This is a genomic window from Klebsiella sp. SWET4 (assembly GCF_024296565.1).
GTDB classification, from domain to species: Bacteria; Pseudomonadota; Gammaproteobacteria; order Enterobacterales; family Enterobacteriaceae; genus Klebsiella; species Klebsiella variicola.
In genome coordinates, this window is the sequence record NZ_JANCOB010000014.1 from 88,582 (window position 1) to 101,007 (window position 12,426).

Annotated in this window: 11 protein-coding genes; 5 read left to right on the top strand and 6 right to left on the bottom strand. The window is 60.0% G+C overall.

The features are described 5' to 3' along the window. Nucleotides 1-8: 8 nt before the first annotated feature. From NKJ21_RS24225 to NKJ21_RS24245, 5 genes are all read right to left on the bottom strand, one after another. Nucleotides 9-479, bottom strand: coding sequence for a PTS sugar transporter subunit IIB (locus NKJ21_RS24225; RefSeq protein WP_008805534.1), 471 nt, complete (start codon nucleotides 477-479; stop codon nucleotides 9-11). After that, nucleotides 472-906 (bottom strand): PTS sugar transporter subunit IIA, encoded by a 435-nt coding sequence (locus tag NKJ21_RS24230; RefSeq protein WP_002893017.1) that lies wholly within the window; start codon nucleotides 904-906, stop codon nucleotides 472-474. Before NKJ21_RS24230 ends, NKJ21_RS24225 begins: the two co-directional genes overlap by 8 nt. 248 nt (nucleotides 907-1,154) lie before the next feature. After that, the gene (gene nfsB / locus NKJ21_RS24235) at nucleotides 1,155-1,808 is read right to left on the bottom strand and encodes an oxygen-insensitive NAD(P)H nitroreductase (RefSeq protein ID WP_239270572.1); all 654 of its coding nucleotides are present in this window, start codon (nucleotides 1,806-1,808) and stop codon (nucleotides 1,155-1,157) included. A 119-nt stretch (nucleotides 1,809-1,927) separates the two neighbouring features. Continuing rightward, the gene (locus NKJ21_RS24240) at nucleotides 1,928-2,296 is read right to left on the bottom strand and encodes an MmcQ/YjbR family DNA-binding protein (protein ID WP_008805536.1); all 369 of its coding nucleotides are present in this window, start codon (nucleotides 2,294-2,296) and stop codon (nucleotides 1,928-1,930) included. Beyond that, entirely contained in the window at nucleotides 2,296-2,877 is a 582-nt protein-coding gene (locus NKJ21_RS24245; protein WP_046881940.1) for a TetR/AcrR family transcriptional regulator, read from the bottom strand. Before NKJ21_RS24245 ends, NKJ21_RS24240 begins: the two co-directional genes overlap by 1 nt. Nucleotides 2,878-3,056: 179 nt before the next feature. Here NKJ21_RS24245 and NKJ21_RS24250 point away from each other — a divergent pair, with 179 nt between their 5' ends. Further along, complete coding sequence (locus NKJ21_RS24250; protein WP_162493283.1) at nucleotides 3,057-4,172, top strand: MBL fold metallo-hydrolase; 1,116 nt, start codon at nucleotides 3,057-3,059, stop codon at nucleotides 4,170-4,172. A 30-nt stretch (nucleotides 4,173-4,202) separates the two neighbouring features. Next, on the top strand, nucleotides 4,203-4,544 hold the full coding sequence (locus NKJ21_RS24255) for a RamA family antibiotic efflux transcriptional regulator (RefSeq protein ID WP_002893035.1): 342 nt from the start codon (nucleotides 4,203-4,205) through the stop codon (nucleotides 4,542-4,544). 16 nt (nucleotides 4,545-4,560) lie between these two features. Here NKJ21_RS24255 and NKJ21_RS24260 read toward each other — a convergent pair whose 3' ends face one another. Further along, nucleotides 4,561-4,809 (bottom strand): DUF1158 domain-containing protein, encoded by a 249-nt coding sequence (locus NKJ21_RS24260; protein ID WP_008805539.1) that lies wholly within the window; start codon nucleotides 4,807-4,809, stop codon nucleotides 4,561-4,563. A gap of 501 nt (nucleotides 4,810-5,310) precedes the next feature. Between NKJ21_RS24260 and NKJ21_RS24265 the strand changes: the two genes are divergently transcribed. The 3 genes from NKJ21_RS24265 to NKJ21_RS24275 are packed head-to-tail and all read left to right on the top strand — an operon-like array spanning nucleotide 5,311 to nucleotide 12,273. Beyond that, nucleotides 5,311-8,034: a cation-transporting P-type ATPase gene (locus NKJ21_RS24265; RefSeq protein WP_239270573.1), complete on the top strand. Its 2,724-nt coding sequence runs from the start codon at nucleotides 5,311-5,313 to the stop codon at nucleotides 8,032-8,034. Nucleotides 8,035-8,087: 53 nt separating this feature from the next. Next, nucleotides 8,088-9,167 carry an efflux RND transporter periplasmic adaptor subunit gene (locus NKJ21_RS24270; RefSeq protein ID WP_023297184.1) on the top strand — a complete coding sequence of 360 codons (1,080 nt, stop codon included), beginning with the start codon at nucleotides 8,088-8,090 and terminating at the stop codon, nucleotides 9,165-9,167. Nucleotides 9,168-9,180: 13 nt separating this feature from the next. Next, on the top strand, nucleotides 9,181-12,273 hold the full coding sequence (locus NKJ21_RS24275) for an efflux RND transporter permease subunit (protein ID WP_131002947.1): 3,093 nt from the start codon (nucleotides 9,181-9,183) through the stop codon (nucleotides 12,271-12,273). Nucleotides 12,274-12,426 lie beyond the last annotated feature (153 nt).

Here is a 12,426-nt window from a genome sequence, read left to right on the forward strand (position 1 = left end):
CTCCGAAGTTAAAGTTGGTCGTTAAGGAGTTCAGCCGAGTGGGCGGGTACCTGACGCATCTCCAGCCGAATGCCTTTTTCTTTTAGCGCTCTGCTATGGGCGATTTCCTCGTCGGTCAGATAGATGGCCTTGCCGAATTGTCTTGCCCCTTCCTTCTGTGGCAGACCACCGTAATTAATTGCGCTAATTCCCGGGATTTTTTCCACTAGCGCGAGGGTTTCCGCAGTATTGCCAAGGACCACCATGACTTTTTTATGATCCAACTTGCCGCTGTTAAGCTTTTCCGCCGCCTGTTCAACGGTGGCGATGTCCAGCGTGACGCCCGCTGGCTTTGCCAGGTTAAGCGACATCGTAATGAAGGCATCCGCCGCGGCTTTGGCGTTGGCGACGATGATATGGTCGATATCCAGCGCTCGGGTCCAGGCAAAAACCACCTGGCCGTGCAGCAGCCGATAATCAATGCGCACGAGTTTAATCATGAGATTCTCCCTGTGGGTCAGAGGATGGTTGTGTTATTAGAGGATTGATGAAAACAATGGATTCACGCGCCGCGCTGGTGGCGTAGATAATCGCGGCCTCGGTAGTGGCTTCTTCGCACAGCAGAAACTCCAGCAGCAGAGTCAGATTGATGCCGGCGACCACGAAAACGTTGCGATGTCGCATCAAGACGCTCACGGCGCTATTGTTGATACTGCCGCCAAGCAGGTCGGTGAAGATCACCACTTCATCACCATTCGCCTGGACGATGAGATGCTCCAGGGTTTGCTCCAGCTGTTCGGTGGTCACGATATCTTCGTCATAGGCGCAGACCGGGATAACGCCGTGTTCGTCGCCAATCAGCAGCGACAAACTGTTCACCAGTCCGCGAGCAAAATGGCCGTGGCTGGCCACATAGATATGTTTCACCCGGTTTCTCCTTCATCCAGATAGCGGTATCTGTTAAGAGCAAAGGGCGTGCCAGAAATAAAAAGTATTATTTATCAATTAATTAAATCGGCTGGTTCACACTAAAGTCGTTATTCCTGGCACAAGCGGGCTCATTAGCGCCAGAAACCTGGCACAAACGGCAGAATAAGAGGGGAAAGAGTGGGGGGAAGAAAGTCCCGGGCGAGACGCTGCTGCGCTATGGCCCGGGCGTTCCCGGCAGAAGGGAATTAAATCTCGGTAATGGTCGTCGACTGCGGCAGACGCGACTTCGGCAGGCTGGCGTTGAAATCTTCCACGCTATGGTGGCCAACCGGGACCACCACCAGGCTGGTGTAGCCCTGGGCTTTCAGGTCAAATTCCTCATCGAGGATCGCAAAATCAATCCCTTCGATCGGCACGGCGTCGAGGCCCATCGCCGCCACGCCCAGCAGGAAATTGCCGACGTTGAGATACACCTGCTTCGCCATCCACTGATCGTCATCTTTCAGCTCTTTGCGGTGCATATCGGCAAAGAAGGTACGACCCTTGTGGTTAGCGGCTTTTGCGTCCGGGGTGGCGAAACGGCCATCGGCCTCTTCCTGATCCACCACGCGCTGCAGCCAGGCGTCGTCCATCGCGGTTTTCGCGCAGAACACCACCACGTGCGAGGCGTCGAGAATTTTGCGTTCGTTGAACACGTAGGTGCCGCTGGCGGCTTTGGCTACGCGAGCTTTCCCTTCATCGGTGCTGGCGACGATAAAGTGCCACGGCTGGGAGTTAGTGCTAGACGGGCTGTACTGCAGCAGCGTTTTCAGCTGTTCGGCTTCGCTGGCAGTCAGCTTTTTCGTGGCGTCAAAGGCCTTGGTGGAATAGCGCTTTAAAGCGACCGATACGATATCCATAACTCTTCCTCACAGTTTACAGCACCTTACCGGTGCGTTAAGGAGAGGAAGAGTACAGCGAAGATCGCCAAATGATAAGGGTGAAAAATGCGATAACACTTATCGCATTTGGCTGAAAATCAGCGCGGACGCAGGCGCTGCTGGGCCTTTTTACTCAGCTTGTTCACCACCTGATGCCACGAATCGTCAATCAGCTCGGCCAGCAGATCCTCGCTGATATCCTCTCCCGGCACCACCGTGATCCAGTGTTTCTTGTTCATATGGTAGCCCGGTTCGATACTGCGATAAATTTCCTGATTCAGCAGCGACTTCTGCGGCTCAGCCTTCAGGTTGACCAGCGCCCGGCCGCGAATGGTCATGGTGATCATAAAGATACGGCCATCGACCTTAAACACGTCGTACTCTGGCCCAAAAGGCCAGCAGTGCTCGGTAAACGGGTAGGTCAGGGCGATACGATGAGCGCAGGGATGCAGCATCTCGGGGGTCATTAGGCGTCCGCCTCATGCAGGGCGTTCCACATGGCTTCAAAGCCGAGGGCGATAATCTCCCGGGCGCGCTGCGGATCGTGGCTGGCGAATTCGATGGTGGTCTCCGCCAGCGACAGAAACAGGGCATCGCCAAAGGCGCGGTACGCCTCGCTGAGAAAAATCTCTTTCACCGACAGCTGGCACATTTCGTTGAGCTCCGGGAAGCTCTCTTTTACCTGGCGACGGGTTTCGTCGGTGATGCGCTCGCTAAGCGCCATCCGGCGGATCGCCTTGTGCTCCATCGGGTTGCGCACCCCCCAGTCGATATAGCTGTTCCAGATATTGCGCGCGTTCTCTTTCGGGCGCTTTTCGTCGGGATCCAGCCCGGCGATCATCATCCGTACCAGACGCAGCTTAATGGCGAGGTACAGCTCGTTGAGCAACTCATCCTTGGTGGCGAAATAGCGAAACAGCGTCCCCTCGGCCACCCCAGCGCTGCGGGCGATGGCCGACGTCGAGGCGGCGATGCCGGACTGGGCGAAAGCCGCGGTGGCAGCTTCCAGTAACGCTTGCTTTTTATCTTCACTCTTTGGACGAGCCACTACTTTTTTCCTCACGCAGGTTTAAACAAACCGCCGATCTTTGCACGTCTGACCAGGTCGCTGCAACGGCGGAACGCAAAAATTGAAAATCGTCTTGACGACTTTCATCACTTTCCTAATAATGAGTGCGTACTCACTCATAATCAAGTTATATCACAAAGCCTCCGGGATGGGGGCTTTTGTCTGGTCAGGATATGAACCGTGTCACTTTTAGCGTGGTCGCCATCATGTTACTCGCAGCAGCAACGACATTGCCGTTTGTCCTCAATGCCGGTTTTGGTAAGGCGCCGCAGGGGGCACAGCTTAGCCAGGTGGAAGCGTCTCCCCACTACCGGGACGGCCAGTTCCATAACCAATTGCCCACGCCAGGGTTCACCGGGCAGAAAAATATGCTGGCGGCGTGGTGGGATTTCCTGATGACCAAACGGGAAAACGCCCGTCCCGCTCAGCCGCTGCCGCTGGTGAAGACCGACCTGGCGACGCTGCCCCTGGGGCAGGATGTGATGGTCTGGCTCGGCCACTCCTCCTGGTACCTGCAGCTGGCAGGAAAACGTATCCTGATCGATCCGGTGTTCAGCGATTACGCGGCGCCGTTCTCCTTTATCAATAAAGCCTTTCCCGGCGACTATCCGTGGCGGGCGGAAGGGATGCCAGACATCGATCTGCTGATCATCTCCCACGATCACTACGACCATCTGGATTACGCCACCATCCGCGCCTTGCTGCCGAAAATTAAGCGGGTCATTACGCCGTTGGGCGTCGGGTCGCATCTGCGCTACTGGGGGATGGACGGGGCGCTGATTACCGAAGCGGACTGGCAGCAGGCGATCCCGGTCAGCGATGAATTCACCGTTCACGTTCTGCCGGCGCGGCACTTTTCCGGCCGTGGACTGAAGCGTAACCAGACGCTGTGGGCCAGTTTTCTGTTCGTCACCCCGCAGCAAAAAATTTATTACAGCGGCGACAGCGGCTATGGGCCGCACTTCAAAGCGATTGGTGATGAATTTGGTCCGGTTGATCTGGCGATCATGGAGAACGGGCAGTATGACCAGGACTGGAAATATATTCACATGATGCCGGATGAAACGGCTCAGGCTGCCGACGACCTGCGCGCCCGCGCGGTGCTGCCTGGGCATGCAGGACGGTTTGTTCTGGCGAAACACAGCTGGGATGAACCGTATCAACGGCTGGCGGCTGCCAGCGAAGGAAGGGCCTGGCGTCTGCTGACGCCTATGCAGGGCGAGCCGCTGTGGGTCGCCGATAAGACGCAATCATTTAACGCCTGGTGGCGCTAAGCGCCAGTGCAGTTTCAGAGGAGAGAGCATATGACGATTTCCGCTCAGGTGATTGACACTATCGTCGAGTGGATTGATGACAACCTGCATCAACCGCTGCGTATTGATGATATCGCTCGCCATGCCGGGTATTCGAAATGGCATCTGCAACGGCTGTTTTTACAGTACAAGGGAGAGAGCCTTGGGCGCTATATTCGTGAAAGGAAGCTGCTGCTGGCCGCCCGCGATCTGCGCGACACCGATCAGCGGGTCTACGATATCTGCCTGAAGTATGGCTTCGATTCGCAACAGACCTTTACCCGCGTCTTCACCCGGACCTTCAACCAGCCGCCGGGCGCCTACCGCAAAGAAAACCACAGCCGCGCCCACTGAGGCGCGCTCTCCTGGTTTACCGTTCGAGGGAAAACCAGCGACGCCACACCCAGCGCAGCACCAGAAATTCAAGGGTGCCCAGCGCTAAGAACCACAGACAAAACAACACCGTATAGAGCTGGTTGAGATCCATCATATGGAATGTCTCAACCAGCTTTTGCGCCAGCGTCAGGCCCAGCGAAGGCGCGGGCAACAGCAGACAGGAGAGCAGGGCCAGCAGTAAGATCCCGGCGGCGGAGAGCAGCGTTTCCAGCGGATGTTTCATGTCATGTTAATCATCAGTTAAAAAACATATTGTCCGGTAAAATAATGCTTAACGCAATATGCTTTGTTTTTTTACTCTCTATAATACGGCTATTTTAAATATTATTGCCTGCCTTTCGCTCTCATGTTAATTAATCTGAAATAATTTGTAATTAAGTTAATTGCAGCCGGGTGTAAATTAACGTCATTATTATGCCAGCGCTTTTACAAAACTATAAGTGCTATATCCCACCAGCGTGGCAACAATGATGGCCAGCAGGATGTACAGCGCCAGACGGCGTCCGCGGTAGATTCCAAACATATTTAACCTCGTTTAGTTTTGGTTTATTAATATTCTGTAATATTTATCTTGTGAATTAACTTATCACACATTTTGTATTTTGCGAAAAATTTAGGCGGATATTGGATCACATTTTTACCGGCTTTTTAGCCACGTTTTACTTCATTGGCCAGGAATGATTTCAGGCTTTCCGATTCACGGAATTTATAAGGAAAATGTAATTTGACCAAGATGAATAACCCAAAGTTTACGACGCCCTCGGGCGACACCGCGCCACGGCAGGTCTGGCAGCAGACCGTTGACGCAGTGCTGGCGCAGACAAAAAGCCAGGCCGCTGGGTTAAATTCCGCAGACGCCGCCGAGCGCCTGAATACCTTTGGTCCGAATGCCCTGCCGGAAAAGAAGGGTAAACCGGGCTGGCTGCGCTTTCTCGCCCACTTTAACGACGTACTGATTTACGTGCTGCTGGCTGCCGCGGCGCTGACCGCCATTATGGGTCACTGGGTCGATACCCTGGTGATCCTCGGCGTGACGGTGATTAACGCCCTGATCGGTCATATCCAGGAGAGCAACGCCGAAAAATCCCTGCAGGGGATCCGCAACATGCTCTCCAGCGATGCCCGCGTCCAGCGTAACGGCAAACATGAGACTATCCCGACGCGCGACCTGGTTCCAGGGGACATCGTTATCCTGCGCGCCGGCGACCGCGTACCAGCGGATATGCGCCTGATTGAAACCCACAACCTGCGGGTGGAAGAGGCGATCCTCACCGGCGAGTCGACGGTGGTGGATAAAATCACCGACGCGCTGGAGGGCGACCTGCCGCTGGGCGACCGGGTGAACATGGCCTTCTCCGGCACCACCGTCAGCGCTGGCGGCGGCATCGGCGTGGTGACCGCCACCGGCGCGGAGACCGAACTCGGCCATATCAACCAGATGATGGCGGGCATTGAGAAGCACCGTACCCCGCTGCTGGTGCAGATGGATAAGCTCGGCAAAGCGATTTTTGTCATTATCCTCGCCATGATGGTGGCGCTGTTTATCTTTAGCCTCGCGCTGCGGGATATCCCGATGGGCGAGCTGCTGCTGTCGCTGATTAGCCTGGCGGTGGCCGCGGTACCGGAGGGGCTGCCGGCGATCATCTCGATTATTCTGTCGCTGGGCGTGCAGACGATGGCGCGCAAGCGGGCGATTATTCGTAAGCTGCCGACCGTGGAAACTCTCGGCGCCATGACCGTGGTCTGTTCGGATAAAACCGGCACTCTGACGATGAACGAAATGACCGTCAAAGCGATCATCACGGCAGACTGCTGCTACCGGGTGGAAGGCGACAGCTATGAGCCGCAGGGACGGATCTTCCTTGAGGGGAGCGACGAGCCCGTGCAGGTTCAGCCCGGCACCGTGCTGGAGACCTGGCTGCGCACCATCGACCTGTGTAACGACAGCCAGCTTACCCAGGATGAGCGCGGTCTGTGGGGGATCACCGGCGGGCCGACCGAAGGGGCGCTGAAGGTGCTGGCGGCGAAAGCGCAGCTCCCGGCGGTGGAGGCCCGTCTGGTGGCCAAGATCCCCTTTGACTCACAGTACAAATATATGTCGACCCTGCAGCACATCGATGGCGAGGCCCGGGTGCTGATCACCGGTGCGCCGGACGTTATCTTCGCCATGTGCCGCGAGCAGATGAGCCGCCACGGCGCGGTGCCGTTCGAGGCGCAGTACTGGGAAGAGGAGATGGCGCGCTTCGCCCGTCAGGGACTGCGCATGGTGGCGGCGGCCTGTAAGCCTGCCAGCCTTGATGCCACCACCCTCAACCATGAGGACCTGCAGGAGGGGCTGATTTTCCTCGGCATCGCCGGGATGATGGATCCCCCGCGTCCGGAAGCCATTGACGCCATCCATGCCTGCCAGACCGCCGGGATCCGCGTGAAGATGATCACTGGCGACCACCCGCAGACGGCGATGAGCATCGGCCAGATGCTGGGGATCACCAACAGCAGCCAGGCCATGACCGGCTACCAGCTGGAGCACATGGACGATGCGGCGCTGGCGAAGGCGGCGGTGGAGTACGACATCTTTGCCCGTACCAGCCCGGAGCATAAGCTGCGCCTGGTGAAAGCCCTGCAGGATAACGGCGAAGTGGTCGGCATGACCGGAGACGGCGTCAACGACGCGCCGGCGCTGCGCCAGGCCGACGTGGGTATCGCCATGGGTATCAAAGGTACCGAAGTCACCAAAGAGGCGGCTGACATGGTGTTGACCGATGATAACTTCGCGACCATCGCCAGCTCGGTAAAAGAGGGCCGTCGGGTCTATGACAACCTGAAGAAGACCATCCTCTTCATCATGCCGACCAACCTGGCGCAGGGGCTGCTGATCATCATCGCCCTGCTGGCGGGGAACATTATTCCGCTGACCCCGGTGCTGATCCTGTGGATGAACATGGCGACGTCGGCGACGCTCTCCTTCGGCCTGGCCTTTGAAGCCGCAGAGCGCAACGTGATGAACCGCCCGCCGCGTAAAACCGGCCAGCACGTTATGGATGGCTTCGCCGTGTGGCGAGTGGCTTTTGTCGGGTCTATGATTGCTATTGCCGCCTTTATCCTTGAGGCCTGGCTGGCGCCGCGCGGCCACAGTCCGGAGTTTATCCGCACCGTGCTGCTGCAGATGCTGGTGACGGCGCAGTGGGTCTACATGATCAACTGCCGCAGCAGCGACAGCTTCTCCCTGAGCATGGGTCTGCTGCGCAACAAAGGCATCTGGCTGGTGACCGGTGTCCTGCTGCTGATGCAACTGGTCATTATCTATGTCCCGCTGATGCAGAGCATGTTTGGTACGGAAGCGCTGCCGCTGCGCTACTGGTTTATCACCCTGGTCATCGGCGTCGCCATGTTCCTGGTGGTGGAAGTTGAGAAGCGCCTGACGCGCCGGTTCCGCAAAACGGCTTGATTGATCTCGCGCGCCTCGCTGCAGGCGCGCGTTACTTTCGCAAGGATCCCCCTATGATTAAAACCTTCCGCTTTGCTCTGCTGGCCTGCGGTCTGGCCGGCGGCGCCCTGACGGCGACCGCCGCGCCGGCGGTGCCGGTCCGCGTCGCCACGGTCGAACTGGCGCCTCATGCTGAAGAACGCGCGATCCCCGGGCGGGTCGAGGCGATCCGCGCCGTCGACATTCGCGCGCGCACCGAAGGGGTGATAGTTCAGCGCCACTTCCAGGATGGCCAGTATGTTACCGAGGGCGACCTGCTGTTTACCCTCGACGACGCGCAGCCCCGCGCGGCCCTGGCCCTGGCGCAGGCCGAGCTGAAAAGCGCCGAAGCCTCATTACGTCAGTCGCAGCAACTGCTCACTCGCTACGAGCGGCTCATTAACAACCACTCCATCAGCCGCAACGACGTCGACACGGCCCGGATGCAGCGCGACGTCGCCGCCGCCGCCGTGCAGCAGGCGAAAGCCCGCGTCGAGGCCCAGCAGATTGTGCTCAGCTACACCCGGATTGCGGCGCCGGTGACCGGTCGCGTGGGCCACAGCGCCTTTCACGTCGGGACGCTGATTAACCCATCCAGCGGCGTGCTGGTGGACATCGTGCAGCTGGATCCGGTGCGGGTGTCGTTCGCTCTCGACGAAGCCGCATTTTTCAGCAAATCCGGCCAGCATGCCGACATCCACGCCCTGAAGCAGGCGTGGCTGGCGCAGATTGACGTGGATGGCAAACGGCGCGATGGGGTGTTGACCTCCATCGATAACCGGATTGACGCCCGCACCGGCAGCGTGGCGGTGCGGGCGGAGTTCGCCAATCCGCAGCACCGTCTGCTGCCGGGCGGCAGCGTAACAATCCTGTTCCGTCCGCAGGAGCTGCAGTCACGGGTGATGATCCCGGCCGCCGCCGTGCAGCAGGATCCGCAGGGCTTTTTCAGCTGGGTGCTGAAGCCGGACCACACCGCCGGGCAGCGTCGTCTGACCCTCGCGGGGCAGCAGGGGCAGCAGTTTGCGGTTGAGAAAGGGCTGCAGGCGGGCGAGCAGGTGATCACCGACGGCGCGCAGCGTTTACGCGAAGGCGCTGCGGTACAGGTGCTGAACTAAGTAAGGAGAAGGGATGCTGACCTTTTTTATCCGTCGTCCGCGATTTGCCATGGTGATCGCGCTGCTGCTGACCTTTGTCGGCGCGGTGTCGCTGAAGCTGATCCCGGTGGAGCAGTACCCGGCGATCACCCCGCCAGTGGTGAACGTCAGCGCCAGCTGGCCGGGCGCCAGCGCGTCAGATGTGGCGGAAGCCATCGCCGCCCCGCTGGAGACCCAGCTCAACGGCGTCGATCATATGCTGTATATGGAGTCCACCAGCTCGGATGAGGGAACGTACCGCCTGAGCATTACCTTCGCGGCGGGCACCGATGCCGACCTGGCGGCGATCGACGTGCAAAACCGGGTGGCGCAGGCGCTGGCGCAGCTCCCGGCGGAGGTGCAGCAGAATGGCGTCCAGGTCCGCAAGCGCGCCAGCAACCTGCTGATGGGGGTGAGCCTCTACTCGCCGCTGGGCACGCTGTCACCGCTGTTTGTCAGTAACTACGCCAGCACCCAGGTGCGCGAGGCGCTGGCCCGCCTGCCCGGCGTCGGCGAGGTGCAGATGTTTGGCGCCCGGGATTACAGTATGCGCATCTGGCTGCGTCCGGACCGCATGAATGCGCTCAACATCACCACGGATGACGTTGCCCAGGCGCTGCGCGAGCAGAATGTGCAGGGCGCGGCGGGGCAGGTGGGCACCCCGCCAGTATTCAACGGCCAGCAGCAGACGCTGACCATCAACGGGCTGGGGCGTCTGAACGAGGCGGCCAGCTTTGGCGAGATTATCCTCCGCCGCGGCGCGCAGGGGCAGCTGGTTCGCCTCGCTGACGTGGCGACCATTGAGCTGGGCGCCCGCAGCTACAGCTCCGGCGCGCAGCTGAACGGTAAAGCGTCGGCCTATCTGGGGATCTACCCGACGCCCACCGCCAATGCCCTGCAGGTCGCCAGCGCAGTGCGTGCGGAGCTTAACCGCCTGCACACTCGCTTTCCGGCGGATCTCACCTGGGAGGTGAAGTTCGATACCACTCGCTTTGTGGCGGCGACGATCAAAGAGATCGGCGTCTCGCTGGCGCTGACCCTGCTGGCAGTGGTCGTGGTGGTGTCGCTGTTCCTGCAGAGCTGGCGAGCGACGCTGATCGTGGTGCTGGCGATCCCGGTGTCACTGATCGGCACCTTTGCGGTGCTCTATCTGCTGGGCTACAGCGCCAACACCCTCAGCCTGTTCGCGATCATTCTCGCCCTGACGATGGTGGTGGATGACGCCATTGTGGTGGTGGAGAATGTGGAAACCAAAATGGCGGAAGGGCTGGATCGCCTGCAGGCCACCGCCCAGGCGCTGCAGCAGATCGCCGGGCCGGTGATCGCCACGACCCTGGTGCTGCTGGCGGTATTTGTGCCGGTGGCGCTGCTCCCGGGGATCGTCGGCGAGCTGTACCGGCAGTTTGCCGTGACGCTCTCCACCGCGGTGGCCCTGTCGAGCCTGGTGGCGCTAACCCTGACGCCGGCCCTCTGCGCGCTGCTGCTGCGCCCGCGTCCTGCCCGGCCAGCGGCGGTGTGGCGGGCGTTTAACCGTCTTCTCGACGGCACCCGCGACGGCTATGGCCGACTGGTAGGCTGGATGAACCGCCGTCCCTGGCTGGCGCTGGCGGCGACGGTGGCGGCAGGCGCGCTGGTGGCGTTTAGCTTCACCTCGATGCCGAAAGGCTTCCTGCCGCAGGAAGATCAGGGTTACCTGTTTGCCAGCGTGCAGCTGCCGGAGGCGGCGTCGCTGGAGCGTACCGAAGCGGTGATGGCCCAGGCGCGCAAGCTGCTGATGGCTAACCCGGCGGTGGAGGATGTGATTCAGGTGTCCGGGTTCAACATTCTCAACGGCACCAGCGCCTCTAACGGCGGGTTTATCTCGGTGATGCTCAAGGACTGGCACCAGCGGCCGCCGCTGGATGCGGTGATGGCGGATATTCAGCGCCAGCTGCTGTCGCTACCCGAGGCGACGATCATGACCTTCGCGCCGCCGACCCTGCCGGGCCTGGGCAATGCCTCGGGATTTGACCTGCGCATCCTGGCGCAGGCCGGTCAGTCGTCGGCGGAGCTGGAGCAGGTGACGCGGGAGATCCTCCAGTTGGCGAACCAGCATCCTCAACTGAGCCGGGTGTTTACCACCTGGAGCAGCAACGTGCCGCAGCTGACCCTGACGGTCGACCGCGACCGGGCGGCGCTACTGGATGTGCCGGTGGCGCAGATTTTCAGCAGCCTGCAGACGGCGTTCGGCGGCACGCGCGCCGGCGATTTCAGCCGTAACAATCGTGTCTATCATGTGGTGATGCAAAATGAGATGCAGTGGCGCGAGCGGGCAGAGCAGATTAGCGAGCTGTACGTCCGCAGCCGCGACGGCGAGCGGGTGCGGCTGAGCAATCTGGTCACCATTACGCCGACGGTGGGGGCGCCGTTTATTCAGAAGTACAATCAGTTCCCGTCCGTTTCAGTGAGCGGTTCAGCGGCCGAGGGGGTCAGCAGCCGCACGGCGATGGCGGCCATGGAGCAGATTTTGCAGGCCCATCTGCCGCCGGGATATGACTACGCCTGGAGCGGGATCTCCTGGCAGGAGCAGCAGACCGGCAATCAGGCAGTGTGGATCGTGCTGGCGGCGGTGGCGATGGCGTGGCTGTTCCTGGTGGCGCAGTATGAGAGCTGGACGCTGCCGGCGAGCGTCATGCTCTCGGTGCTGTTCGCCATCGGCGGAGCGCTGCTCTGGCTGTGGACCGCGGGCTATGCCAACGATGTGTATGTTCAGATAGGGCTGGTGCTGCTGATTGCCCTGGCAGCGAAGAACGCGATTCTGATTGTTGAATTCGCCCGCAGCCGGCGCGAGGAGGGGCTGTCGATAGTTGACGCTGCGCGCGAGGGGGCCACCCGCCGCTTCCGCGCGGTGATGATGACCGCGGTGTCGTTTATTATCGGCATCATGCCGATGATGCTCGCCACCGGCGCCGGGGCGCAGAGCCGGCGGATCATCGGCACCACGGTATTCAGCGGTATGCTGGTGGCGACGATGATTGGCATCCTGTTTATCCCGTCGCTGTATGTGCTGTTTCAGCGTATGCGTGAGTGGGCGCATCGGCGGGGGTAAGTGTTGCGCCACAGCGTCTGCCTGTCGATCCCCTCTCCCTGTGGGAGAGGATTAGGGTGAGGGGGATTTTCCGTTCACGTCGCGTTTGGCCTTATCTGCCGGAGCAACAGCGTCTGCCGGGCGGTCCCCTCTCCCTGTGGGAGAGGGTTAGGG